29 protein-coding genes are annotated in these 24,391 nt (G+C 67.1%); 4 read left to right on the forward strand and 25 right to left on the reverse strand.

All coding sequences use genetic code 11. The annotated features are described in order from the left end of the window. Window positions 1–13: 13 nt before the first annotated feature. The 14 genes from WEB52_05440 to WEB52_05505 form a co-directional block, all read right to left on the reverse strand. Complete coding sequence (locus WEB52_05440; protein MEX2225878.1) at window positions 14–901, reverse strand: SDR family NAD(P)-dependent oxidoreductase; 888 nt, start codon at window positions 899–901, stop codon at window positions 14–16. A 175-nt stretch (window positions 902–1,076) separates the two neighbouring features. Then, window positions 1,077–1,682, reverse strand: coding sequence for a PH domain-containing protein (locus WEB52_05445; GenBank protein ID MEX2225879.1), 606 nt, complete (start codon window positions 1,680–1,682; stop codon window positions 1,077–1,079). 136 nt (window positions 1,683–1,818) lie between these two features. Next, a complete protein-coding gene (locus WEB52_05450; GenBank protein ID MEX2225880.1) occupies window positions 1,819–2,292 on the reverse strand; it encodes a DinB family protein in 474 nt (157 codons plus the stop codon). A 70-nt stretch (window positions 2,293–2,362) separates the two neighbouring features. Then, window positions 2,363–2,869 (reverse strand): cyclic pyranopterin monophosphate synthase MoaC, encoded by a 507-nt coding sequence (moaC, locus tag WEB52_05455; protein MEX2225881.1) that lies wholly within the window; start codon window positions 2,867–2,869, stop codon window positions 2,363–2,365. 63 nt (window positions 2,870–2,932) lie between these two features. Then, window positions 2,933–3,967: a GTP 3',8-cyclase MoaA gene (moaA, locus tag WEB52_05460; GenBank protein MEX2225882.1), complete on the reverse strand. Its 1,035-nt coding sequence runs from the start codon at window positions 3,965–3,967 to the stop codon at window positions 2,933–2,935. Continuing rightward, on the reverse strand, window positions 3,957–4,580 hold the full coding sequence (gene rdgB / locus WEB52_05465; GenBank protein ID MEX2225883.1) for an RdgB/HAM1 family non-canonical purine NTP pyrophosphatase: 624 nt from the start codon (window positions 4,578–4,580) through the stop codon (window positions 3,957–3,959). The genes moaA and rdgB overlap by 11 nt, the downstream gene beginning before the upstream one ends. Next, window positions 4,577–5,362 (reverse strand): SGNH/GDSL hydrolase family protein, encoded by a 786-nt coding sequence (locus tag WEB52_05470; protein MEX2225884.1) that lies wholly within the window; start codon window positions 5,360–5,362, stop codon window positions 4,577–4,579. Before WEB52_05470 ends, rdgB begins: the two co-directional genes overlap by 4 nt. A gap of 38 nt (window positions 5,363–5,400) precedes the next feature. After that, a complete protein-coding gene (locus tag WEB52_05475; protein ID MEX2225885.1) occupies window positions 5,401–6,354 on the reverse strand; it encodes a hypothetical protein in 954 nt (317 codons plus the stop codon). After that, window positions 6,351–6,959, reverse strand: a complete 609-nt coding sequence (gene thpR / locus WEB52_05480; GenBank protein MEX2225886.1) for an RNA 2',3'-cyclic phosphodiesterase — start codon at window positions 6,957–6,959, stop codon at window positions 6,351–6,353. The genes WEB52_05475 and thpR overlap by 4 nt, the downstream gene beginning before the upstream one ends. Next, window positions 6,959–7,849, reverse strand: coding sequence for an amidohydrolase family protein (locus WEB52_05485; protein ID MEX2225887.1), 891 nt, complete (start codon window positions 7,847–7,849; stop codon window positions 6,959–6,961). Before WEB52_05485 ends, thpR begins: the two co-directional genes overlap by 1 nt. A 3-nt stretch (window positions 7,850–7,852) precedes the next feature. Further along, window positions 7,853–9,124: a PLP-dependent aminotransferase family protein gene (locus WEB52_05490; protein MEX2225888.1), complete on the reverse strand. Its 1,272-nt coding sequence runs from the start codon at window positions 9,122–9,124 to the stop codon at window positions 7,853–7,855. A 225-nt stretch (window positions 9,125–9,349) separates the two neighbouring features. Beyond that, complete coding sequence (locus WEB52_05495) at window positions 9,350–10,096, reverse strand: enoyl-CoA hydratase/isomerase family protein (protein ID MEX2225889.1); 747 nt, start codon at window positions 10,094–10,096, stop codon at window positions 9,350–9,352. A 261-nt stretch (window positions 10,097–10,357) separates the two neighbouring features. After that, the gene (locus WEB52_05500; GenBank protein ID MEX2225890.1) at window positions 10,358–10,951 is read right to left on the reverse strand and encodes an ASCH domain-containing protein; all 594 of its coding nucleotides are present in this window, start codon (window positions 10,949–10,951) and stop codon (window positions 10,358–10,360) included. 64 nt (window positions 10,952–11,015) lie between these two features. Next, window positions 11,016–11,828 carry a lysyl oxidase family protein gene (locus WEB52_05505; protein ID MEX2225891.1) on the reverse strand — a complete coding sequence of 271 codons (813 nt, stop codon included), beginning with the start codon at window positions 11,826–11,828 and terminating at the stop codon, window positions 11,016–11,018. Between the two features lie 396 nt (window positions 11,829–12,224). Between WEB52_05505 and WEB52_05510 the strand changes: the two genes are divergently transcribed. Next, on the forward strand, window positions 12,225–12,578 hold the full coding sequence (locus WEB52_05510) for an MscL family protein (protein ID MEX2225892.1): 354 nt from the start codon (window positions 12,225–12,227) through the stop codon (window positions 12,576–12,578). A gap of 9 nt (window positions 12,579–12,587) precedes the next feature. On the opposite strand, the gene WEB52_05515 is transcribed toward WEB52_05510, so the two are convergent. The 6 genes from WEB52_05515 to WEB52_05540 all read right to left on the reverse strand — a co-directional run bounded on the left by WEB52_05515 (window position 12,588) and on the right by WEB52_05540 (window position 18,046). Continuing rightward, complete coding sequence (locus WEB52_05515; protein MEX2225893.1) at window positions 12,588–13,040, reverse strand: SRPBCC family protein; 453 nt, start codon at window positions 13,038–13,040, stop codon at window positions 12,588–12,590. After that, window positions 13,037–13,753, reverse strand: a complete 717-nt coding sequence (locus WEB52_05520) for a DUF4037 domain-containing protein (GenBank protein MEX2225894.1) — start codon at window positions 13,751–13,753, stop codon at window positions 13,037–13,039. Before WEB52_05520 ends, WEB52_05515 begins: the two co-directional genes overlap by 4 nt. Continuing rightward, entirely contained in the window at window positions 13,675–14,235 is a 561-nt protein-coding gene (locus WEB52_05525; protein ID MEX2225895.1) for a hypothetical protein, read from the reverse strand. The genes WEB52_05520 and WEB52_05525 overlap by 79 nt, the downstream gene beginning before the upstream one ends. Beyond that, window positions 14,228–14,644 (reverse strand): cupredoxin domain-containing protein, encoded by a 417-nt coding sequence (locus tag WEB52_05530; GenBank protein MEX2225896.1) that lies wholly within the window; start codon window positions 14,642–14,644, stop codon window positions 14,228–14,230. The genes WEB52_05525 and WEB52_05530 overlap by 8 nt, the downstream gene beginning before the upstream one ends. Before the next feature lie 285 nt (window positions 14,645–14,929). Next, on the reverse strand, window positions 14,930–17,416 hold the full coding sequence (gene leuS, locus WEB52_05535; GenBank protein MEX2225897.1) for a leucine--tRNA ligase: 2,487 nt from the start codon (window positions 17,414–17,416) through the stop codon (window positions 14,930–14,932). 171 nt (window positions 17,417–17,587) lie between these two features. Next, on the reverse strand, window positions 17,588–18,046 hold the full coding sequence (locus tag WEB52_05540) for an MgtC/SapB family protein (protein MEX2225898.1): 459 nt from the start codon (window positions 18,044–18,046) through the stop codon (window positions 17,588–17,590). A gap of 688 nt (window positions 18,047–18,734) precedes the next feature. On the opposite strand from WEB52_05540, the gene WEB52_05545 reads away from it, so the two are divergent. Together WEB52_05545 and WEB52_05550 are read left to right on the forward strand one after the other, a co-directional pair. After that, on the forward strand, window positions 18,735–19,322 hold the full coding sequence (locus tag WEB52_05545; protein MEX2225899.1) for a hypothetical protein: 588 nt from the start codon (window positions 18,735–18,737) through the stop codon (window positions 19,320–19,322). Between the two features lie 184 nt (window positions 19,323–19,506). Beyond that, window positions 19,507–19,740 (forward strand): ester cyclase, encoded by a 234-nt coding sequence (locus WEB52_05550; GenBank protein MEX2225900.1) that lies wholly within the window; start codon window positions 19,507–19,509, stop codon window positions 19,738–19,740. 42 nt (window positions 19,741–19,782) lie between these two features. Here WEB52_05550 and WEB52_05555 read toward each other — a convergent pair whose 3' ends face one another. Further along, window positions 19,783–20,922 (reverse strand): LLM class flavin-dependent oxidoreductase, encoded by a 1,140-nt coding sequence (locus tag WEB52_05555; GenBank protein ID MEX2225901.1) that lies wholly within the window; start codon window positions 20,920–20,922, stop codon window positions 19,783–19,785. 99 nt (window positions 20,923–21,021) lie between these two features. Here WEB52_05555 and WEB52_05560 point away from each other — a divergent pair, with 99 nt between their 5' ends. Then, the gene (locus tag WEB52_05560; protein MEX2225902.1) at window positions 21,022–21,441 is read left to right on the forward strand and encodes an SRPBCC family protein; all 420 of its coding nucleotides are present in this window, start codon (window positions 21,022–21,024) and stop codon (window positions 21,439–21,441) included. Here the strand turns inward: WEB52_05560 and WEB52_05565 are convergent. The 4 genes from WEB52_05565 to WEB52_05580 form a co-directional block, all read right to left on the reverse strand. Next, the gene (locus WEB52_05565) at window positions 21,438–21,830 is read right to left on the reverse strand and encodes an MmcQ/YjbR family DNA-binding protein (GenBank protein MEX2225903.1); all 393 of its coding nucleotides are present in this window, start codon (window positions 21,828–21,830) and stop codon (window positions 21,438–21,440) included. The two genes, WEB52_05560 and WEB52_05565, sit on opposite strands and share 4 nt — an antisense overlap. After that, window positions 21,830–22,210 carry a VOC family protein gene (locus WEB52_05570; protein MEX2225904.1) on the reverse strand — a complete coding sequence of 127 codons (381 nt, stop codon included), beginning with the start codon at window positions 22,208–22,210 and terminating at the stop codon, window positions 21,830–21,832. The genes WEB52_05565 and WEB52_05570 overlap by 1 nt, the downstream gene beginning before the upstream one ends. Before the next feature lie 111 nt (window positions 22,211–22,321). Next, on the reverse strand, window positions 22,322–23,071 hold the full coding sequence (locus WEB52_05575; protein MEX2225905.1) for a DinB family protein: 750 nt from the start codon (window positions 23,069–23,071) through the stop codon (window positions 22,322–22,324). Continuing rightward, complete coding sequence (locus WEB52_05580) at window positions 23,068–24,312, reverse strand: glycosyltransferase family 4 protein (GenBank protein ID MEX2225906.1); 1,245 nt, start codon at window positions 24,310–24,312, stop codon at window positions 23,068–23,070. The genes WEB52_05575 and WEB52_05580 overlap by 4 nt, the downstream gene beginning before the upstream one ends. Window positions 24,313–24,391 lie beyond the last annotated feature (79 nt).

The raw sequence follows: 24,391 nt of genomic DNA on the forward strand, positions 1-24,391 counted from the left end.
ACCGGAAGAGCCGCTATCGGTCCGACGTGGCTTCGGCGCGCTCGGACTCCGCTGCCGTCCTCGGCGCGTCGCCCTTCATTGCCGCGGCGACCCGGTCGGCTTCCACTTTGAACACCTTCCCGACGCCGAGGCGGCGGATCACGGTGAACCGGAGCCCGGGCATGAGGTCCCCGAGCGCCAGCAGCGGCCGCATTGGCCCTGACGCGACGATGACCTCCGGGTGGCCGGCGATCGCCTTGATGACGCCGGCGGCGACCTTCTGCGGCGACACGGTGCCGAGCGTGCGCGGAAGCGTCGCGCCCATCGCCGCGTGGTCGGCCCACATGCCGGCATCGGCGACGAAGCCGGGGCAGACGACGCTCGACACGACGCCGGTGCCGTCGAGCTCGGAGTGCAGCGACCCGGCGAAGTTCACGAGCCCCGCCTTCGTCGTCGCGTAGATCGTGTTGTAGGGAATCGGCGACTTGCCGGCCATCGAGGCGACCTGCACGATGGCGCCACTCTTGCGCGACAACATGGACGGCAGCACGAGCTTCGTGAGCCGGATCGCAGAAATGAGGTTCGTGCGGATGATGTCCTCGATCTGCCCCGGCTTCAGGTCATTGAACGCACACACGATTTCGATCCCGGCATTGTTGATGAGGATGTCGGTCGAGCCGAACTCGCGTTCCGCCGTCGCGACGAGGCGGTGCTGGTCTTCGACGGAGGTGACATCGGCGGCGATCGTGATCACGCGCACGCCACTCGCTTCGCAGATCCGGCGTGTGTCTTCGAGCTTGTCGGCGGAGCGTGCGACGAGCGCGAGGTTGACGCCGCGCTCGGCGAGCGCTTTCGCGATGTAGACGCCGAGCCCGCGCGACGCGCCGGTGACGATCGCGTTCTTGCCCCGGAGATCCTTCATGACATGCCTCCTGCCTGCTGGTGGTGGGACGCGATCATAGCACCGGCGGCGGGCTGCGTCATTGGTCGGTTTGGGCGGGAGCCTGGATGCTGGATGCTGGGAGATTAGGGGTTAGAGGCTGGTCGTTCGAAGGCTCCGCCTTCGCGGCACGCCTGGCGTGAGGGTTCGGCGTGGGTTAGCGGCCGCGGGTGCGTTCGCGGTCACGCTCCTTGTCGACGAGGAGCTGGACTTCCTGCGGGCGCGGGATGCCGGAGAGGACGAAGTCGCCTGCGCTGGTCGATGCGGTCTGGCAGATGATGTCGCCGTAGTTCAGCGTCGTCTGCAGGAGGCCGCTGCGCTCGACGGTCATGTCCTGGACGTTGACGAGGTCGGCGGTCGAAAGCTTGTGGTGGAACGGGTGATTCTTCTTCGAATCGACGATGCGCTGGTTCGTGATCACCCAGATGTCGTGGCGGTACCTGTACCAATTGAGGAAAATGCGCGCGGCCCAGTAGAGGAGCCAGACCGCGGCGGCCATCCAGAAGATCTGCGCGACGATGCCATCGTAGGCGTCGGTCCACGACAGGACGAGCGCGATCACGGTCACCGGCACGACGCCCCAGAGCGCGAGCCAGACCGTGTGCGGCCACAGAAAGATCCAGTGCCGGCGGCAGACCATGATGACGTCCTCGTTCGCCTGCAGCGGGAACGGGACGGTCTCAGTGACTCCGACAGGCGCCGGCGGAACGGTCGCGTCGGGTTCGCTCGCGTCGGGATCGGTGGGGTCGGGTTCGGTCGTCATGGCGGGCCTCCTGCGCTCGGGCCAATCGTGCCATCCCGATCGCCGGTGTACAAGTGGGCGCTGGTTCCGGTCGTTCCGGCATGTCGGATGAAGCGGAGCACGCCGCGGATAGCGATCGGGCGCGACCGAAGCCCGGCTAACCCGATGTGATCTGTCGCAGATGCTGGAGATCGTGGTCGGCGCGATGGTGCAGCAGGTCGCCGAGCGTGCGATGGACATCGCTCTGGCGATAGGGCCGCGACAACGTCGCATCGGCCATCCGCCGCAAGATTTCGACGTTAGACCCGCGGGTCGCGCGAAACGCGTCGAGCGCCACGGTGATGTCGCGCTCACCGTAGAAGAAGCTCTGCGACCACGCCTGCTCGTCGTAGGACGCGATGAGCGGGTCGTCCTCCGTAAGTATGCGGCGGATGCGCCATCCGAAGCCGATCTCGGAGTCGGCGAGGTGCGCGATCACTTCGCGGGGCGACCAGCCGTCGGATGCCGGCGATGGGTGCGCGGCGAGCGCACGCGCAATGATGTCTGGTGCTTGCGCCATGCCATCGAGCAGCAGCGACGGGACGTCGCGATCGGCCTCGCAGATCGTGCAGTAGCTCTTGATCGTGTTCATGAAACTGCCGTTCGCCTTTGCTGTTTGCTGTTTGCTGTTTGCCGTTTGCCGTCGCCGTAGGCGACACGAGCTACGGCAGCGTGATGTCGCCGGACTTGCCGCCGGACTTGCGTCGCAGGCGCACCTGCTCGATCTTCATCGCGCGGTCGACGGCCTTGCACATGTCGTAGACCGTCAGCGCGGCGACCGTCACCGCCGTCAGCGCTTCCATCTCGACGCCGGTCTTGCCGGTCGTGCGCACCGTCGCTTCGATCTCGATCGACGATCGGGTTTCGTTCGGCGTCAGCGTGACGTCGATGCCGGTGAGGGCGAGCGGGTGGCACATGGGGATCAGGTCATGCGTGCGCTTGGCGGCCATGACGCCGGCGATCTGCGCGACGGCGAGCACGTCGCCTTTGGGGACGCCGCCCGACTGGATGAGCGCCAGCGTCGCACGCCGCATGGCGATGCGGCCGGATGCGGTTGCTTCGCGCTTTGTGTCAGCTTTGTCGGAGAGGTCGACCATGCGGGCGCGGCCGTGCGCGTCGATGTGGCTGAGCTTGCCGAATGCTTCGTCGTCGGGTTCGGTGGCTGTCACTTGCGCCTCGCTTGTGTACGCACGTCCGGACGAAGTGTACGACGCGGCGCACGACGCTGACAGTTAGCCGCCGATATACGACATCTCGACCTTCGGCAGGTCGTGCGTCGCGTCGGAGCGGATCTCCGAGTAGCGGTCGTCGCGGCCGCGCCACGTCGAGCGCAAGATGGCGGCGATCTCGTCGTCGGAGGCGCCGGAGCGCAGCGTGCCGCGCAGATCCTGGCCGTTTGCCGCGAAGAGGCAGGTGTACAGCGAGCCCTCAGCGGAGAGGCGGGCACGGGTGCAATCGCCGCAAAACGGCCGCGTTACCGACGTGATGACGCCGACCTCGCCGCCGCCGGCGTAGCGCCAGCGCTTCACAACCTCGCCCTGGTAATTCGCCTCTGTGGCGGCGAGCGGCATCTCGCGCGAGATCATGCGCACGACCTCTTCGCCGGGCACGACGTCATCCATGCGCCAGCCGTTGCTGGTGCCGACATCCATGTATTCGATGAACCGCACAATGTGGCCGCTGTCGCGGAAGTAGCGCGCGAACTCGAGCACCGTGTGGTCGTTGACGCCGCGCTTGACGACGGCGTTGATCTTGATCGGGCGCAAGCCGGCGTGCGCTGCGGCATCGATGCCTTCGAGGACGCTGGCGACGGGAAAGTCGGCGTCGTTCATCTCGCGAAAGACCGCATCATCGAGCGAATCGAGGCTGACCGTCACGCGGTCGAGGCCCGCATCGGCGAGCGCTTGCGCCTGCTGCGCGAGGAGCGAGCCGTTGGTCGTCAGCGCGATCTCGACGCCTTCGATCTCGCGCAGCATGCGGACCAACTCTGGCAGGCCGTTGCGCAGCAGCGGTTCGCCGCCGGTCAGACGCAGCTTGCGCACGCCGAACGTCGTGAAGATGCGCGCGAGCCGCGTGATCTCCTCGAACGTCAGGATCTCGTCGCGAGGAAGAAACGCGAAGTCGGTGCCGAAGACCTCGCGCGGCATGCAGTAGCGGCAGCGGAAGTTGCAGCGGTCGGTGACGGAGATGCGCAGGTCGCGCATCGGCCGGCCGAGCCGGTCGACGGTATCGACGAGCGGGATCAGTTCGCGCGGTTCAACCGCCATGTGACATCGCCTTCAAGACCGCGAGCGCTCTGCGCGCGGCTTTACCTCTATGTGAGATGGCGTTCTTCTCGTCCGGTGATAATTCGGCGCTGGTGACGCCGCGCTCCGGCACGAGGAAGATGGGATCGTAGCCGAAGCCGCCGTCGCCGCTGATCGCGTGCGCGATGCGGCCCTCGAACACGCCGTCCACTGTTTGCACGTCGTCCGCGGGCGTCGCGATAGCGATGACGCAGCGGAAGCGCGCCGTGCGCTGCTCGTCGGGAACTCCGTGCATCTCGCGCAGGATCATCTCGCACTGCTCGCGTTCATTGAGGGAGCCGTCCGTCCGGTCACCCCCAGCATAACGGGCGGAAAAAATACCCGGGCGGCCGCCAAGGTGATCGACTTCCAGCCCGGAGTCGTCGGCGAAGGCGAGCAGCCCGGTGGCGCGCGCCGCGCCGACGGCTTTCAGTCTAGCATTCTCCTCGAAGCTAGCCCCCGTCTCCTCGACATCCCAGCTCAGCCCCAGGGAGGCCGGCGTGACAAGCTCGAAGCCGGAGCCTGCGAGCAGTTCCTGGAACTCGCGGAGCTTGCCGGGATTGTTCGTCGCGATCACCAGCTTCGGCCGGCTCATCGCGCGTCCTCCAGCGCCGCCGCGAACGCGTCCGCGATCGCGCTATGCCCGGCATCGTTCGGGTGGGGGTCGAAGGGCTGGTCTAGCACGTGCGTGAGTCGGCCGCCGTTCCCTTCGAACTGCGGTGCAGGTTCCGCGACAGCGACCCGATCGTAGCGCGCGGCGACATCGCGAATGACGTCGCCGAGTTGGGGCAGTACACGGCCGGCGGGCGCTTCCCACGCGTGGCCTGTGCCGGAGAAGAGGTTGGGATAGGCGAGCAGGACGATCGGCACGCGGCGGTCGGCATCGCGGATGTAGGCAACGATCGCATCGAGGTTCGTCTCGACGCGGGCGAGCGCATCGTCGAGGGGGCAGGATGCGGGCAGCGGGTCCTCGACGCAGGCGGCGTTCGGGATCAGCGCCGCGAGGTCGTTGCCGCCGGCGGAGATCGTGACAAACGCGACGCGACCCGCCTGGATCGACACGAGCGCGCGGGCGAGTTGATCGTCCATGACGTCCTGTGTCGTCGCCCCGGCGGCGGCGACGTTGTGCAGCGAGACCTCCTCGCGCGCGGCGAGGAGCGCCGGGAAGCTCGTGGACGCGGGATCGCTGGCGCCGCTGCCGGCAGCTAGCGAGTCGCCGATCGAAACGTACACGTCGCGCGTTGCTTCGTCTGACGAAGACCGCAGCGAGGCAATGAGTACCGCCGCGCCGACGAACGCGAACAGCACGATGACGCCGAGCACGACGGCGATCAGCGGCCCGGCGAAGGCGTCGTCGTTGGATGTGCGACGTGGCATGGGTGGCAATATAGCGGGCGGGTGTCAGCTTTCAGCTTTCAGCGGTCAGCGCTCAGCGGTTTGCATTCGAGATCCGAAGTCGAAGGTGGCGGCTGCCAGATTGTGCCTTCCAGGCGGGTGAGGGGATCTTCGATCTTAGGGAGATCGCGGAGATTGTCGATGTGGCGCCACATGGCTATTGCCGAGAAGAGCGCGTCGAAGGCGTCTTCGCTGTTGCGGGCGTGGTCGAGCTGGGCTGGCGAGACGGTGACATTGGCGCGGGTTGGGAGGGGTGGAACAGCCGAGGGCGGCTGTTCTCCACGCTTCGCGTGTTGTGTTGGGATAGGCGGCGTTGGTTGTTCTGCGCGCGCGTTTTGAGTTGGCGTGACGCCGTGCGGTTGCGCGAGCCAGGTGTCGATGTAGCGGGCGCGGGCTTGCGGCGATGATTTTCGCACCGGGCCGGTGAGCAGGCGCGGATAGATCTCGATCACGAGCGGGTAGCCGGGATCGTCGTACGGCCAGATGTGCATGCCGGCGGCGTGCAGTCGATGCAGCATCGGCATGCCGCGCAGGGATCCGGTACCGACGGCGCCGGCGCCGCCGGCCTGGAAGACGGACTTTGCGCCGGTCGCGGCTTCGCAGCGTCGCGCCGGCGGGCGAGCGGGATCGGCGGGCGGGCGTTGCTTGCCGGGGCGTCCCCAGAACGGCGGCTCGCACGCGCGCAGCCACGCTTCGTCGCGGTCTGACGCGAGGTACGCCCAGAGATCGTGCGCGGACGCGAAGCTGTGCTCGCGCATGAACCACGCGGGCATCGAAAACGCGAAGTCGAGGCCGATGATGACGTTGGGACCGCGCATCGCTGCGTCGAGCAGGTGCGCTTCGAGTTGTGCGCGGTCGCGGCCGTCTTCGAGGCGCACGACAGCACCGGCGGTGATCTCGGCGAGCCAGATCTTGCGGCGCGAGCCGCGTACGGCGCCCGACCAATCGACGGCGATCGCGCGTGGCGTGCTCACGCGCGTCCGCCGAGCGCGAAGGTGTTCAGCGCCTGGTAGACGGCGCCGCCGCGGCCGAGCGTCGACTGCATCAGGCTGATGTGTTGCACGTGAAACATTGTGAACGGCGGCACCGGTACCCTCGCGAGCCCCATGGCGATGCGTTCTCGCTCCGAGGCGGGGGTGTCATCTTGCACGCGGGCGAGCGTGAGGTGCGCGTTGAACGGGCGCTGTTCCGTCGCGAAACCGAGCGGCACGAGCGCTCGCTCGACGGCTGCAGCGAGCGCAGTGAGCGCCGCCGTGTCGCCGCCGACGCCGACCCAGACGACGCGCAGATTGCGCCGCCCGCCGAACGAGCCAATAGTGTCCGGACGAAGATCGAACGGCGGCGCATCCTGGAGGCCGATACGGAGGGCGGTGCTGATCGCCTCGACGCGTTGAGCATCCACGGCGCCGAGGAACTTCAGCGTGATGTGGACGCCTTCGGGGCGCACCCAGCGGAGTCCCGCGTCGATGCCGCTGTGTTTCAGCGCTTCGGCAGTCGCGGTGAGCTGGCTCTTCGTGGCATCCGGCAGTTCGATCGCGACGAAGAGACGCAGGGACGAGGGCAGATCGCCGCGCGGCATCACAGCATGAGCAGCGACGCGATGTTGCTACCGAGGACCGCAGCCAGTTCATCATCGGTCAGGCCGGCGTCGCGGGTGCGCTCCAGCGCCTTCGCCTGCGTGGTCAGCGGAAAGTCGCTGCCCCACAGGATGCGTTCGACGCCAACGAGGTCGATCACGCGGCGATAGACCTGCGGGTGGTAGAGCAGGTGTCCGGCGGCGGTATCGAACCAGACGTTTTGCAGCGCGTCGCGGAGTTCGGGCATGAGCGTGTAGAACGGCAGGCCGCCGCCCCAGTGCGCCGCGATCAGCGTCATGCCGGGCGACTGTGCGGCGAACGTGCAGAGGGCATCGAGCGAGAGGCCGCGCTTGCCGGCGTACAGGTGCCCGACGGGCTCGCTCGCGTGTACGAGCACCGCCAAATCGAAGGCCGCGGCGGACCAGGCGATGAGGTCGGCCTCGTCGCTGTTCGCGAGGTTGAAGCCTGTGCTCTCCGGGCGGAGTTCGCCGATGCCGCGCGCGCCGGCCGCCGCGAGCTGACGGATCTTCGAGCGTGATTCACCGACGGTGGCGCCGCCGACGGCTTCATCGGCATCGACGCCGCCGTGACGCCCTGCGCCCGCGAATGACATCGAGACGAACGGAATGAGGCGCCCGCGCGCGCGGATCGCTTCGTTGAGCAGATATTCGTTGGTCTCGTCAATGAGGTCTTCGCTCTTCCATGTGAAGTTGCAGATGACCGTGCGGTCAACGCCGGCCTGATCCATCGAGGCGAGCACGTCGTCGGCGGTGGCCATCTTGGCGCCGGGATCGGCGTAGATATCGGCGAACGCCGGCTCCGTGGCGAGCAGTTCTTCGCGGCGTGCGATGACGTCCGGTGGAAACGCGTGCGCGTGCGCATCGATGATCATGCGTCAGAGCGCGGACGCGCGTTCGAGCGCGCGGCCGAAGCGCATGATGGCTTCGGGGATCTCGTTCTCGGCGACGTTGCTGTAGCAAAGGCGGGCGTAATTGGCGCCGTCGCCGTTGTCGAAGAAGGCCTTGCCGCCGACGTAGCCGACGCCCTCTTCGAGCGTCGCCTGGTCGAGCGCGACGGGGTCGACGCCTTCCGAGAGTTCGAGCCAGACGAAGAAGCCGCCGGCGGGCACGTTCCAGCGCGCGAACTTCGCGCAACGCTCTTCCAGCGACGAAAGCATGAGATCGCGCTTGCCGCGGTAGATCTCGATCATGCGCGGGACGTGTTCGTCGTACTTGCCGGATTCGCAGAAGTCGGCGATGACGCGGGAGCCCCACGGCGACACGCCCATGTCGAAGCGCATGCGCGTGACGGCATCGACGATGTTTTGAGCGGCCATGATCCAGCCGATGCGAAGCCCAGTCGCGAGCGTCTTGCTGAAGGTGCCGAGCAGCACGGCGCCATCGCCGCCGGCGAGCGCGAAGAGCGACGGCAGCGGCTCCCGGCCAAACGTGATCGCGCCGTAGGCATCGTCCTGGATGATAAGGATGTTGTTGCGGCGGCAGATCTCGATCACGCGCTGGCGGCGCTCGATGGTGAGCGTCGATGCGGCAGGGTTCTGGAAGTTGGCGATCGTGTAGAGGAGCTTCGGCGTCTTGCCATCGGCTGTCACGCGCTCGACGATGCGGTCCAGTTCGTCGCAGTCGATGCCATCGGCATCCACCGTGACGCCTTCGATGCCGGCGAGGCAGGACATGATGACGCGCGTGCTGCCGGGATAGCACGGCCGCTCGACGATCGCGACATCGCCGGGGTTGAGCAGCGCTTCGACGAGGTTTTCGAGGCCGCCGGATGATCCGCAGGTGAGCACGAAGTTCTCGGCTTTGAGGTCGAGACCTTCGCGGCGGTTGATGTCGCGGAGGAGCCATTCGCGCAGGCCGGGGTAGCCCTGAGGGCCGCCGTACTGGAGCGCGAACATGCCTTCGCGGCGGAGGACGCGCTCGTTGCACTCGATCAGGTCTTCGACGGGGAGCGAGTCAGGGTCGGGGATGCCGCCGGTGAGCATGATCGGCGGGATGGCGTTCGGCAGCTCGGGGCGGACGCGCCACGGACTCCAGGCCATCTTCTTCGCGCGGAGCGATTCGGCGTGCTCCCAGTTATAGGCGGAACCGGCGTCGGCGCCCGCGCCCGAGGATGCGGCGATCCAGGGCGGCGGCTCTTGTTGGGTCATACGGTCACCTTGCAGCGGCTTATTGTATCGGACGCGTCGCGGCGAATGATCGGCCTGCGGCCGATGAACAGACGAGGGCGAGTCGCCGGTGAACGAATGATCGGCCTGCGACCGATGAACAGGCGAGGGCGCCTATTCTCCACGCTTCGCGTGCTGCTGTCATGTGGGTCGTGCGTTCGGCGATCGTCGGTATCCGCGGCACGGGACACGTCCAGCGCCTGGGCGTTAGCCTCGCCGCGTGACGCGATCGGCGGCGGCGCGGAAGCGTGCGTGGTGCTCGGCGGACTGGCGGAGCTTTGCGTTCCAGGCGGCCTCCCGGCCGAAGCCGTCGTCCGCCTCGCTGGCGCGGTCGGCGACTTCCTTGGTGGCGATGAGTGCTTCGGGAGAGTTCGCGGCGATTTGGTTCGCCATCTCGACGGCCGCCGGCTCGACTTCGGCATGAGGGACGACGTGGTTGACGAGGCCGATGCGGAGCGCTTCGTCGGCGCGGACGACGTTGCCGGTGAAGAGGAGTTCCTTGGCGTAGGCGGGCCCGACGATCCGCGGCAGTTGGGCGCCGCCGACAACCAGGCCGTAGCCGGCGCCTGGAAAGCGGAACGCCGCCTGCTCGGAGGCGATGCGGATGTCGCAGCTAATCGCGAGGAGGGCGCCGCCACCGTAGCAAATGCCGTTGACGGCGGCGATCAGCGGTTTGGGGAAGCGGGCGACGCGGGCGATCGTCGCGCCCATGCCTTCGCTGCGGCCGCTGCCATCGATGGCGGCGACGGCTTCGCTCATGTCAGCGCCGGCGCTGAAGGCGCTAGCGGTGCCGATCAGCACGACGGCGACGACGGCATCGTCGGCTTCGAGCCCGTCGAAGGCGCCGGTGACGGCCTTCGACAGCTCGCGATTGAAGGCGTTGTGCTTCTCGCTGCGCTGCATGCGCACGATAGCGGCGCCGCCCTCGCGCTCGACCGAAACGAGTTCGCTCATGGTGAGGAGTGTAGCGCGGGCGGGCGGCAGCCACAGATGGACGAGGGCACCCTCAGCGTCCCGTCGATTGAGATCGACGAACTAGAGGCGATGATCGCCGCGCAGGTGATGACCGCTCCGCGGGGCGGCCGTACGCGGCGCATGGCAGGAGGAAGCGGCGATGCAGGCGCAGGGCGTCGATAGCAGGCGTGCCTGGACGATCGCGGGATGCTCGTTCGTGGCGAACGTTGCTGCGCCACTCGCCTAAGCGGACGCCCGATGTCAGTCTTCGAAGCACCCGAGGATCGCGCGGCCGCGCGGCGACGGTTGGTAGCCGGTCTCGAGGCTGATCGTGAGTCCGAGCGCTTTGAGCTTGCGGACGTCCGCCTTGAACGGGAGCGTCTCGCGTCCGATGCGCCGTGCCAGCGTCGCGGCGAGGGTCGCCGGGTGCGCTTTGATGAGCGAGAGCGTGGCGTGCGTCCACGGGCCGTGCCTGCTCGACGCATCCATTCGCGCGAGCCGATCGATGATGACGGCTGCGTCATCTTCTGTGAGCCGGTCATCGGCGGCGAGTTGTGCGCGCTGATCGCCTTCGCGGATGTAGTGAAACGTGACGCGATAGATGCGGGCGTCAGCGTCATTGAAGCGGTCGAGTTGGCGGATCAAGCCGGCGGCGTCCGCGAAGCCCGATGCTCTCGCGTGCGCATCGGTGATCGCGCGGCCGTCGATGACGTCGACGGAGGTGACTTCGATGACGCCATTGGCGTCGATAAGGTAGCGGCCGCCGGGGCGCGCGCCCGGCCGCTTCCAGCGGCGGTACGTGACGGTGATCTCGCCGCGCGCGATCGGTGCGTGGAAGGCGTGTTTGAACAGCATGGCGCCGCACAGATGATAGCGTGGCGCGGAAAAGTGGCCGTGAGGCAGCGCGCTGTGTCTGCGGCTACGGACCGTCGAGAAGCTCGATCTCGGCGCCCGTGATCTCGACGTAGACGACGAGGTCGTTGTTGTCGTCGTCCTTTTCGCGCAGGCGGCCCGCGGGATCGGCGAGGGTGCGGACGGCGTAACGTCCGTCGGGGACGCCATCGATGTCGAGTTCCTGTCCGATGAGGTCAGCGGTGTACGTGTCGCTCCAGCCGACGGAGAGGCCCTGCACGCCCTGTCCGCACTCGAGGAATGACGGGCCTTCCGGCACGTGAGGCAGCGTTTCGTCTGCGAGGACCTCATCGACGGCGCAGAAGGTGCCCTTGCCGGTGGTGGCCTTCATTTCGTCGAGTTCGCCGTCGCAGCCGTAGGTCCAGAGTTCGAGCATGGTGAAGTCTTTGAAGTGCCAGTGCTCGTGGCCAGGGTGGAAGACGAATCTGCCTGCGATCTCCTCGACGACGTCGCCGTCTTCGTGGTGGATGCGCTGCGTGGCGGTCGTGATGCCGGCGTCGGCATCGTAGGAGCCGGCGATGTCGAGCGGCCCTTCGCCGGCATTGACGACGGTGGTGCTGAAGCGGATCTTTCGCGCGCCCTCTGTGTCTTCGATGTACAGCTCGCGCGGCGACATGATCTGCAAGTCCGGCAGGAGTTCGCGGCCCGGCTGCGACCCGGGGTCGTGCGCGGTTGCGGAAGGAACGGCGGTGGGATCGCCGGAGGAAGGCTCCGCTCCGCCTGCCAGCGGCGCCGGCGTGGCAGTGTCCGGCGGGCGGCCGAACGGGCGATGTTCCGCCATGGGGTTGCCATCGCCGCAGGCGGGGAAGAGGAGCGCCACGAGCGCAAGCGCCGCCAGACCGCGCGATCGGCTAGCGAAGCGGGCGCGGACCCAGATTCGTTGACTGGCTGCGCAACACCATGAAGGCATAGCAGTCTTTCGTCGTTGCCTGTGCGGTGTGCAAGCGGATCGTTGGACAGGCGGCGCTTTCTTTCATGGTAGGCGCGGACAACGTGCTGCGATCGGTGCTGGAGGGGTTCGCGGCGTGTAGCGAGCTAACCGCAACGCTGCAGTGGACGGCGTTCGGCGGGTTTGACATGAGCGAGGAGCATCGTGCGAGGAGCGCTTATGATATTGCGACCACGATGGGGCAGTGCTCTACAGGGAGGGTTTCCATGATCAATGACTTCAAGGACTTCATCCTGCGCGGGAACGTCGTCGACCTGGCGGTGGCGGTTGTCCATCGGAGCGGCATTCGGGGCGGTAGTGACGGCGATGGTGGAGGACTTCATCACGCCGCTGATTGCGGCGATCGGCGGTCAGCCGGACTTCTCGTCGCTGGACTTCACGATCAACGACAGCACGTTCCGGTACGGGCATTTCTTCAACCAGTTGCTGTCGTTCCTGATCATCGCGGCGGTGGTGTTCTTCTTCGTCGTCATCCCGGTGAACAAGCTGATGGAGATGCGCAAGACCGAGGTGGCGCCAAGCGAGCCCGTGCGAGATTGCCCGCAGTGCCTGAGCTCGATACCGGCACGGGCGCGGCGATGCGCGTTCTGCACGGCTGAAGTCGGAGCGGCGGCCGGCTAGCGGCGCTGGTCAGCGGGCTTGCGGGGAATCGGGTGCTTCGAGGAGCGCGCGGAGGCGGCGTAGGTCGGCCTCGATATTGCGGCGCACGGCGCGGGCGAGCAGCGGCCCGGCGATACGAAAGAAGCCCGAACCGCCGCCGCGCAGCCGCGTGCGCACGCGGGTGCCGCCGACTTCTTCGCTGAAGGCGTACTCGATGATCATGGGGAAGGGCTTATCCGTGCGCATCGAAAGGCGCTCGTCGAGGACGAACTCGGTGACTTCCGGCGCATACTCGATGCGGCGGCCGAGAAACTTCGCGACGCGGCGCACGCGCGATCCTCTGGCGATGGGGCCGGGTGTGATCTGCTGAGACTCGACGATGCCGCCGATCCAACTCGGCTCGTTCGCGGGATCGACGACGTACGCCGCGACCTCGGCGCGAGGACGGTCGATGATGGTTTCAGCGCTGACGTCGATGCTCAAGGCTCACCTCTGGCGACGTCTGCCTCTCGGACGGCCCGCCATGATTCGGGATTTTCGAGGATGTCCGTGTTGTCCACGATCTGGTCGATGATACCGGGGATGTGATCAACGGACGCGCGAAACGCCGGGTCGAGCGCGTCCAGCGTCGCGGCGGCGAAGCGATCGGCGCGCAGCACCGAGTACGGGCGCCCGTAGTAGGGACGCACGCGGGGATCGAGGGACAGTGTGATCCCGAGCGCATTGTGCATGGCGGCGACGCGCTCGTACGCGCTGGCGAGCGCGGCTTCGGGGTCGTCGTAGTTTGCGGCTTCAAGGGCCTGTTCGAAGAGCGGCGCCAGGTCGCCGGCGCACGCGAGGTGGCTGAACGCCGTGCCGAGCCACTTGCCATACGGCGCATACCTGCGCTCGAACAAGAAGCAGAGGCGCATGAGGTCGCGCACGATGCGCGCGGTGACGATGCGCGCGCCGATCTCGTCGCCGGCCTCGGCGGAGCGGCCGACGAACGCCTCTTGCTGCGAGATGCGCTGCCACTGGCGGGCGATCGCGAACAGCCAGACGTCGTGGGGGTACCAGGCGAGGCCTGCGCGCACGGGCGTGAGCATCGCCCGGCGGTCTTCAAAGACGTCGCCGGCCGTCATTTCGAGCAGTCGCTTGGTAGGCGTGAAGAGCCAATCGGCCGTCGACATGCCGTTGCGCGGGTCGAAGCCGAGCATGTCGTCGAGGTACGACGAAAGCGCGACCACCTCGACGCGGTGGGCGATCGGCGGGCCGTCGGCGGGTTCGAGCAGCCGGACGCCCTGGTCGTCGGGCGGGCCGAAGTCGTGGAGACGCCGCGAAACGATGGCGGCAGGCGCGTCGCGAGTTGTTCGCGGGCGTCGTCGCCGTACTTGTGCGCGTGCTCGTCAGACGCGAAGAGCATGACGCGCGGGCCCCAGTGGTGGTCCGTGGAGCGCTGGCTGTCGAAGCCGAGCACTTCGGAGCCGGTACCGATGAGCGCAGCGGCGTACTCCAAGCACGGCAACTGCTCGCGGAGGATCGGCCGCACCGCTTCGGTGTAGAAAGCGCGCGCCAGTTCGAGTCCGGGGACGAACGTCTCCATGCATGCTCCGTCGAATTCCGCCGTCGCATCGGACCACGCCACGGGCTGACCGAACGGCTCGCCGCGCCAGCGGAGGATGACGTCGAGGCTAGTCATCGGTCGCGGGCGTCTGTGGCGTATCGCCGACGACGGTGATGCGCGCCTTCATGGTCGGGTGGAGCGTGCACTTGTATAGCCATTCGCCGGCCGCGTCGAAGGTTACTGCCTCGCTGTCGCCGTTTTCCAGGTTGTCGGTCTCCCACGACTCATCTTCGGCCTGCGCGTCGTGCGTGGCGGCGTCGCGATTGGTGAAGGTGACGGTCGCGCCGGCCGGCACCTGGAGGTTGCCGGGCTCGAACTTCGTGTTGTCCATGACGACGGTCTCGTTCATGCCGCCGACGCTGACGGCGTCATCGGATTTGTCACGGCCGCCGCCGCAGGACGTGGCGACAATGAGCGCCGCACCGATCAACAGCGCCGGCAGGATGGCTGATATGATCAACGGTCGCGCGATGCGATACAGCATGGAATCCTCCGGATTGCCGCGGCGCTTCCGGCTTTGATTTCGACGCGGACGTCGTGCCAGCGATAGACGCGGCCTTCGCCGCCGTGGAGGACGTAAGGTTCCATGACGACTCCTCCGTACCTTCAACCATGCACTGCACAGGCTTGAGTCGCGCGGGCTGAAAGCCCGCGCTCCGACACCCCAGCCCCTCTGTGCCTCTGTGTCTCTGTGGTTCTATCTGCGTGCCTCTGCGAGTCAGCGGTTCCAGCTCCCGACGACCGCCGAGCGGCGACCGACGACGGCGCGTCAGCGCACCACGATATTCAACAGCCGGTTCGGCACGTAGATCACCCGCGCGATCTCCTTGCCCTCGACATGCTGCCAGACGTTCGGGCTCGCGTTCGCGCGTTCACGCGCCACGTCCTCCGGCGCATCGAGCGGCAGCGTCAGGCGCTCTCGCACCTTGCCGTTCACCTGCACGGCGATCTCCACTTCATCGTCCGTCGCCAGGGATGCGTCGTACTGCGGCCACGTCTGCGTGTGTACGCTGTACGCGCCGCCGCGCCGCTCCCATAGCTCCTCCGCGATGTGCGGCACCAGCGGCGCCATCATCAACACCAGCTTCTCGATCGCTTCGTCCCAGGCGGCGCCATCGACGGCGGCGTTGGATTCGCGCAGCTTCGTCAGGTGGTTCACGAACTCCATCAACGCCGCGATCATCACGTTCCAGCGAAAGCGCTCCATGTCGTCGGTGATCTTCTGCAACGTCTTGTGCGTCCACCGTCGCAGTTCGCGCGTCTCCGCCGCATCAGCGTTCGACGTCTTCGCGATCTCTCCCGTGACGACGTTCCACGCGCGGTTCAACCAGCGGTGTACGCCGCTGATGCCGCTCGGGTCGTAGAGCCCTCCTTCGTCCCACGGCCCCAGGAACATCAGGTACGCGCGAAACGTGTCGGCGCCCCAGCGCGACACCGGCTCGTCCGGCGCGATGACGTTGCCGCGCGACTTGCTCATCCGCTGCCCATCCGTCCCCAGGATCTGGCCCTGGTTGAACAGGCGCGCCATCGGCTCGTCAATCTCGACGACGCCCATGTCGCGCGCCGCCTTGGTGAAGAACCGCGTGTACAGCAGGTGCATCACCGCGTGCTCGGCGCCGCCCGTGTACTGGTCGACGGGCAGCCACGTCCGCGCCTTCTCGCGGCTGAACGGCCGCTCGCCGTTGTGCGGGTCGATGTACCGCATCTGGTACCACGACGAGTCGACGAACGTGTCCAGCGTGTCCGTCTCCCGGCGCGCCGGTTCGCCGCCGATCGGGCACGTCGTGTTCAGGAAACCCTCGTGGTACGTGAGCGGCGACTCGCCCGTCGGGCGAAACTGCGCGTCGTCCGGCAATGTCACCGGCAGATCAGCTTCCGGCACAGGCACCGCGCCGTGCGTCTCGCAGTACACGATCGGAATCGGCGCGCCCCACATGCGTTGACGCGACACCAGCCAGTCGCGCAGTCGATAGTTCACCGTCCCGCGACCGAAGCCCCGCTCTTCCGCGTACGCGATGACCTTCGGGATCGCTTCTTCGTCAGGCGTGCGGTCGAACGGCCCTGAGTTGATCATGACGCCGCCATGCGGCAAGGCGGCCTCCAGTTCGCCGCCGTCCCAGTCCGGGTGCGCGAAGACGGGGACGATCTGCAGCCCGTACTTCTTCGCGAATTCGAAGTCGCGCTGATCGTGGCCGGGCACGCCCATGACGGCGCCGGTGCCATAGGTCGCCAGCACGTAGTCGGCGATCCAGACCGGCACCTGCTCGCCGTTGAACAGGTTGGTGACGTAGGCGCCGGTAAACACGCCCGTCTTCTCGCGTTCCGTCGACAGCCGATCGATCTCCGACGTCTTGCGCGTCACGTCGACGTACGCGCGTACCGCGTCGCGCTGTGCCGCCGTCGTGATCCGTTCGACGAGCGGATGCTCCGGCGCCAGCACGAAGAACGTCACGCCGTACACCGTGTCCGGCCGCGTCGTGAAGACCCGGACTTCCTTCTCGTCAACGCCCGGCGCCTCCAGCCCGAAGCGCAGTTCCGCGCCCTCGCGGCGGCCGATCCAGTTGCGCTGCATCGTCTGCACCTGCTCCGGCCATTGCATGTTGGAGAAGTCGAGCAGCTCTTCGGCGTATTGCGTGATGCGGAAGAACCACTGCTCGAGGTCACGCTTCGCGACGACGCTGCCGCAGCGCTCGCAGCGCCCGTCGATCACCTGCTCGTTCGCCAGCACCGTCTGGTCCTGCGGGCACCACCACACCGGCGCGTTCGCGCGATACGCCAGCCCCGCCTCGTACAGCTTCAGGAACCACCACTGCGTCCACTTGTAGTAATCGGCGTTCGCGCTGATCACCTCGCGCGTCCAGTCGAACATCGCGCCTATGGATTTGAGTTGCCCCCGCATATGGTCGATGTTCTGGTACGTCCACCGGGCTGGATGCGTGCCGCTCTTGATCGCGGCATTTTCCGCCGGCAGCCCGAACGCGTCGAATCCCATCGGGAACAGCACGTTGTAGCCGTTCATGCGCCTGTAGCGCGCGGCCGTGTCCGACGGCGCTATCGCCCACCAGTGACCGATATGCAGATCGCCCGACGTGTACGGGAACATCGTGAGCGCGTACCACTTCGGCCGCGGGTCGTCGTCGTGCGTGACGTAGAGGGCGTCCGCTTCCCACCGCGCCTGCCATTTCGGCTCGATCGCATGCGGATCGTACCGATCGCCCTGCGCCGGCCGCGCCTGCCTCTGCGCCTGCTCACCCATCATCGACCTCCAGACAGTCCCCGTAGCAATTGATCTCTACTGTTAGCTGCGATTGTCTGTTGTCTGTTGTTATCTATTTCCCGCTTCCCGCTTCCCGCTTCCCGTTTGCTGTTTGCTGTTTGCTGTCTGCTGTGGTCTCCTCTGTTGTCTGTTTTCTGTCGTCCGTCCCCCTCATTCATCCCGCGGCATCTCCGCCGGATGATCCTCGTCCTCGCGCCAGTCCGAGGGGCGCATGTTCTTCGTAATCACGCGCAGTTCCAGGATCAGCACGGCGATCAGCGCCGCGAAGATCGCCACGATGTGCGCCTCGATGGCGACCGCCACGCCGACCGCCGCAGCCGCCCAGATCGTCGCGGCCGTCGTCACACCGCGGACGCTGAAGCCCTCGCGAAAGATCAGTCCAGCACCGAGGAAGCCGATGCCCGATACGATCTGCGAGGCTATGCGGTCGTCGCCGCCGTACAGCTGCGACATGTCCGCGAACAGCGCCGATCCCATGCACACGAGCGCCATCGTCCGGACGCCTGCCGGGTAGCCGCGATACTCTCGCTCGAGCCCGATCATCCCGCCCAGAAACGCCGCGAGCGCGATCCGGCCGACGATCTCCCACTGCAGGCTTGTCTCGATCACGCTGCGGCCCTGCCATCATCGCTGCGACCACCCGATCGCGGTCCAAATAAAAATGCCCGTCCGTCCGGTCAGGGACGGAGGGCATGCTCCGCGGTACCACCCTGGTTGCCCGCCGCGCCTCGCAGACGGCCACTCAGTTCGCTGTAACGGGCGTCCCCGTCGGCCGGCTACACAACCCCGTGGCGCGGGCTTTCAGCCCGCGACCTCCCCGAGAGGCTTCACCGCCGCCGCTCACCGGCGAGTTCGGCCGCTGTTGCCGGCTCGCACCGCCGCCGGCTCTCTGGTCTGCGCCTACTACTCCGGATCGTCGCGTTTCGACGCTTCCTTATATGAGGCCGCATTATATGTAGAAGCGAAGGCCCGCCCGCAAGGCACCTGCTCCGGTCGTCAGCCGCAGCCATCTCGTCATCAGGGATCTCGACGCGCAGAATCAGGGTGTGCAGCGGAACCGCCCTACCTGTCGCACAGCAGCCCGCGATTCGTCAGGACCGTGGGCACCAGGCTTCCAGCACACCTTAGCCCACGAGTGGGGGCACGGGATGGGATTGGCGCACCACAGTCCGGGGTGTACAACGGTCATGTCTGACGTAAGCTGCACTAACATGCCCGCCGCCGCCGACGGACAGACCACCATTCAGACGGTCTACGACTATTGATAATGCAGCAATAGGAATCAGAGGTGCGCGCGATGAGACTGGCTCTTGCGCTAACCGTTGCGTTCGTGCTCGTTGCAGCGATCGGATCGGGTACGCCTGCGCGCGCTCAATCCGATGAGCTTGAGGCGCCTACGGACCTAAGCTTCCTCGGCAATACGCTGCGCTGGACGGACAACTCAACTGACGAGGATGGGTTCCGCATACTCGCCCAGGCCTTCAACGGCGACGCGATCACTCGTGAGTATCCTGTAGGGCCTAACGTCACGGAATTTGCCGTCCCTGAGGAAGTACTTCCGAGTTGCCCTGATCGTCCCTCTGCGCGCTATGAGGTGTTCGCATTCCGGGACGACATCGAGTCGGAAGGCATCGAGGTCGGCGTGATCGGAGAGTGTCGACCGCTAACACCCACCGCCGCGCCACCTTCAACGCCGGCGGTGTCGCCGCCGACTGAATCCCCGCCGACGGTCGTATTCCCTGCGACAGGCAAAGAACCACGCCAAACGAACGTCGGCATCGTGCTGGAAACACTGGCTGCCCTCGTAGGTCTGATTGCCTGCGTCGTTGGAACAGGTCGGCTCGCCCGTACGAGAAGCCACGACAACTTTGACGCTAGGGACTAGGCTTCTGCAGACGTTGGCCGTTCCTTGCTACCCTCACGCGTGATACGCGCACGACCGCGCGCGCGTGCTCGCGACCTACGTCGACCGCGATCCGGTGTTCGACGACGTGCCGACGGGCAACCGCTACGTCGGCGCCGAGCAGATCATCGATAACTATCGCCACCTGTAGGACGGCATCCCGAACCTGGTGCGGCGCATCGAGAGCTGGGCGTTCGGCGAGGACACGTGCGTCATCGAACTGACGCTGAGCGGCGACCACACGGGGCCGTATCGCGGCACGCCCGCGTCCGGCCGCAAGCTCGACTTCCGGATCATCGCCCACTTCACGTTCGACGCCGACGGCCGCATCAAGCAAGAGACCGCCTATTACGACGCGCTCACCTTCATGCGGCAATTGGGGTTGGGCCGCCGCGACTAAACGGCGCGATGTCCGTTGCGCGTATGCCCGTGGCGCGGGCGTTCAGCCCGCGACTCCGACGACCGCATCGCACACCCGCGGAATGATCTCCTCACCGACGACGTACGCCTCCTCGAGATGCGGATACCCCGACAGGATGAACGTGTCGAGGCCGATCGACGCGTATTCGCGGATCCGCTCCGCCACCGAGTCGTAGCTACCGACGATCGCCGTCCCCGCGCCGCCGCGCACCAACCCTATGCCCGCCCACAAATTCGGCGCAACGGTGAGCGCTTCCATGTCGAGCTTGCCGTTGTGCAGCGCCACCATCCGCTGCTGCCCGACGGACTCCTGCCGCGCGAACCGCTTCTGCGCGATCTCGATCTGCTCCTGCGGCATCGCGGCGAGCAGCCGCTCCGCCTCGCCCCACGCATCTTCTTCGCGTTCGCGCGTGATCACGTGCAGGCGAATGCCAAAGCGCAACGCGCGTCCCTGTTCGGCAGCGAGAGCACGCATTCGCTCGACGCGCTCGGCGACCCACTCAGGCGGCTCGCCCCACAGCAGGTACACATCCGCGTGCTTCGCCGCTACCTGCTCCGCCGCGGGCGATGCGCCGCCGAAGTAGATGAGCGGCGCCGCGCTCGCGCCTTCGCCGCCGACTTCGAGCGGCTGCGGAAAGCGCGTGCGCTCGACCTGGAAGTGCTTGCCTTCGAAGCTGAACGGCTCCCCGCCCCACGACCCGCGCAGCACCTCCAGGAACTCATCGGCGCGCTCGTAGCGCTCGTCGTGGCTCAGGAAGTCGCCATACACGCGCTGTTCCGCCGGATCGCCGCCGATCACGATATTCACCAGCGTCCGGCCGGCGCTGATGCGTTGGAGCGTCGCCGCCATCTGCGCGGCGAGCGTCGGCAGCACAAACCCAGGCCGGAACGCGACGATGTACTTCAGCCGCTCCGTCTCCATTGCCAGCGCCGCGCTGATCAACCACGCGTCCTCGCACTGCACCCCCGTCGGCGTCAGCACGCCCGCGAACCCGAGACGGTCCGCCGCCTGCGCGATCTGCGCCAGGTAGCCGATCTGCGCCGGCCGCGCCCCCGATCCCGACTTCCTGCGCGCCGGATCGGGAAAGAAGTCCGCCACCGAGCGCGCGTCGCCGGTCGTCGGCAGGAACCAGTGCACGTCCAGGGGTCGGTCCGCGGCCACGGTCATCTCCTCGGTGCGATGAAAGCTATCGGCGGCTTAGTCTATCGTGATGGCCCGCCTGCAAGCATCACGCAGAGCAAGCATGCACGGGAGCACTGCATGAAACTCGAACGCACCGTCCACATCGCCGCGCCGCCCGAGCGCATCTGTCACGTCATGACCGACGTCGAGCGCTGGCCGGAGTGGACGTCTTCCGTCAAAGCCGTGCGGCGCATCGACGATGGTCCCTTGCGCATCGGCAGCAGCGCCGAGATCGAACTGCGAGGCACGCCGAATGCGACGTGGGTCGTGAAGAGCTTCGAGGCAGGCCGCTCGTTCTGGCCGGAGTCGCAGGTGACACCGAGCGTCGCCGGCGGCCACGTCATCGAGCCCGCGGGGGACGGGGCGGATGTCAGGCTGACGATCCAGCCGCGCGGGCTTATCGCCACGCTGCTATCGCCGCTGATCGTGCGCATGTCGCGCGCCAACGTAGAGGCGGAGGCCGAAGGGCTGAGTCGCCGAGGCGAGGAGAACGCTTAGGGCGTCACCGCACCGGCGTCGAACGCGGCGAGCAGCTTCTTCGGAGCCGCAAGGCGCCACGCCTCCGTCGCGATCTCCTCGAACGCGTCCCAGTCGACGTCGACGTCCAGCCGCACGCCGACCCACCCCTTCATCCCGACGTACGGCGGCACGAAGTAGCGGTCCTGATCGGCGCTCACGTACATCTCCTGCGCTTCCAGCGTCGACTTGAACCAGATAGCGACGCGGCCCGCATTGTGGTGATTGTTGTCGTATTGTCCGAACATCTTGTCGCGCACTCGCCACGTCGGTTCGCCCCAGGCGATCTTCTCCGTCGCCTCCGGCAGTGCGAGGCAGATCTCGCGAACCTGCTTCACCGGCCCAATTTCCTTCTTCAACGGGTGCGCCACTACGTGCCTTCCTTCGGCGTCATGATGTTCCACCGATGCCCGAACGGGTCAATCAACCAGCCGCTGCGTCCGAAGAATTCGTCGGCGAGCGGGCGCTCGACCTTCGCACCGGCATTGATCGCCCGCTCGAAGACCGCGTCGGCGGTCGGCGTGCTGATCGAGAGTGACACGGAGTTGCCGTTGAGCGTCAGCGGCGACAGCACGCGATACGGCTCCCACTCGTCGGACACGTAGACCGCCGTGTCGCCGATCCGGATCTCGGCGTGGCCAATACGCCCGTCTTCCTCGTATCGATACGTCTCCTCGGCGCCGAACGCTTTCTTGTAGAACTCGATTGCCTCGGCGGCGCCCTTCGCGCAGAGGTACGGCGTGACGCGCATCTCCTATCGATCCTCCTCGCGACACCGGTTTAGAGTCGGGTCCGCGGAAGCAGCGTAGCACCGCATGGCGGCGAGGAGAGCGGAGCAAACGCACGATCTGGCCAGTAGCTGTCAGGAGTGATCGTTCGCGCGTGGCAGTCCCAGCAGCACCCACGTAAGGCGCAGGCGTACCTCTGCCGCGTGCTCGCGCTCGTGCGCGATGATGCGCCGCATGACCTTGCGCACCGTCCACTCCTCCGCCGCCGTACGCCCCGGCCGCACCGGCATCCATCTGCGCGAACGCTCCTCGTCGCTCATCGCCCGCAGCCGCCGCAACGTGCGGGCGCGCTCCGTCGCGGGATCATCGACGTGCTCGAAGATGCCCTTGGCCGCGCCGTCCCGCAGCCCGTCTCGATAGTACGTCTCGAGCTGCAGCACGTGGCCCGCGATCTCGCGGATCGTCCGCACCTCCGGCGCCCACGCGTCGAACGACGCGATCGTCGAGGCAGGCGGCGCCCAGTCGAGCAGCGTATCGGGCAGCCCTTCGACCGTCGCCATCAGGTCGGCGCGCGACCACCTCGCGCGTGCGATCAGCGCTTCCAGTTCATCGCCGCCCAGCGGCTCGCGGTCGTACGCGAAGTTGAACTCGCCGCCCGTGGCTGCAAGCGCCAGTCCGTCCAGCGTCTCGGCGATCTCCCACTCGCCCGACGACGCTACTTCGGCGCCGTGGCTGCGCAACCACGCCCCGTGCTCGGCGATCGTCAGCGGCAGCACGTCCCCCAGGCCGGCGACGTCCCGCGCGCCCGTCACCGCGCCCGTCAGGTCGAGCACCCACGCGTGGACGTTTGATTCGTACGTGATGAGCCCGATCTGATGCCTCATGGCGCGTTCCGCGTGCTTACAACCCGTCGGTAGACCGCCTCCAGCGTCCGCGCGTTGTGCTCCCACGTGAAGCGTGCGCGCACGCGCGCCTGGCCTGCCGCGCCCATGCGATGGCAGCGCTCCGGGTCCGCGAGCAGCGCCGAGATCGCGCCGGCGAGTGCATGTTCGTCCGCCGCCGGCACGATCATGCCCGTCTCGCCGTCCGCCACGACCTCCGGCAATGCGCCCGCATCGGTCGCGATGACCGGCGTGCCGCACGCCATCGCTTCGGCGGCCGGGAGCCCGAAGCCCTCGTACAGCGAAGGCGAAACCAGCACCTGCGCCCGCCGGTACCACGCCGCGAGTTCCGTCTCGCTCACGCACCCGACGATCGTCACCCGCTCCTCGATGCCCAGCCGCGCGATCTCAGCGGGCGCCACGCGCGCCGCGCCGGACGGCCCGCCGACCATGTACAGGTGCGCGTTGACGCTCTTCGGCAGCAACGCGAGCGCCCGCAGCAGGTACACGGCGCCCTTGTTGTAGTCCTCCGCGTTCCCCACGAACAGCAGCGTCCCCGGCCGCGTTTCGTCCCGCTCCGGCGCGTGAAACAGAGCCGTATCGACGCCGTTATAAGCGACCTCGAGCCGGTCCCGCGGCAGCGACCACAGCGAAGCTGTCAGATCCTTCGACGCGCGCGAAGGGAACACGACCGCATCGATCCGCCGCGCGACGAACGGCTGCATCTTCCATGGATACCACGCGATCCGCAGCGCCCTCGCCTTCACCGATGTCAGGTGCCGCAATCCGTTGCGCACATCCATGTCCAACGGATGATGCACCGTCGCGACGACGGGCCGACCGAGCATGTTTCGCGCCATGAGCACGCCGTAGCTGAGCGTCTGGTTGTCGTGGATCACGTCGAACGCCCCGTGCTTGCGCTCGATCTCCGCCAGCTTCGCCAGCGCCCGGACGCTGAACACGGCGAGCAGCGATGCGAACGTGAAGCGCGACGTCGCGAACTCGTAGAAGTTCAGCGGGTGCAAGTGCGCCAGCGGTGGCACGTCATGAAAATACGCACGCCGGTCGAGCATCATGTGCTGAAAGCTGTGCGTGTGCATGCGATGATGGTGCACCGCAGGATCGAGCGACGGGTACGGCGGCCCGGAGATCGCGTGTACCTCGTGCCCGCGGCGCGCCAGTTCGCGCGTGACGTTCGCCAGCCACACGCCCTGGCCGCCCGACTCCATCGACCCGTAATACATCAGGAAACAGATGCGGATGCGGCACCTCCCCGTCCGGCGGCAGCGTACCGAACCGTTTCGCCGCGGGGGGGGGGGGGCG

Source organism: Dehalococcoidia bacterium (genome assembly GCA_040902535.1).
Lineage (GTDB): Bacteria > Chloroflexota > Dehalococcoidia > DSTF01 > JACRBR01 > JBBDXD01.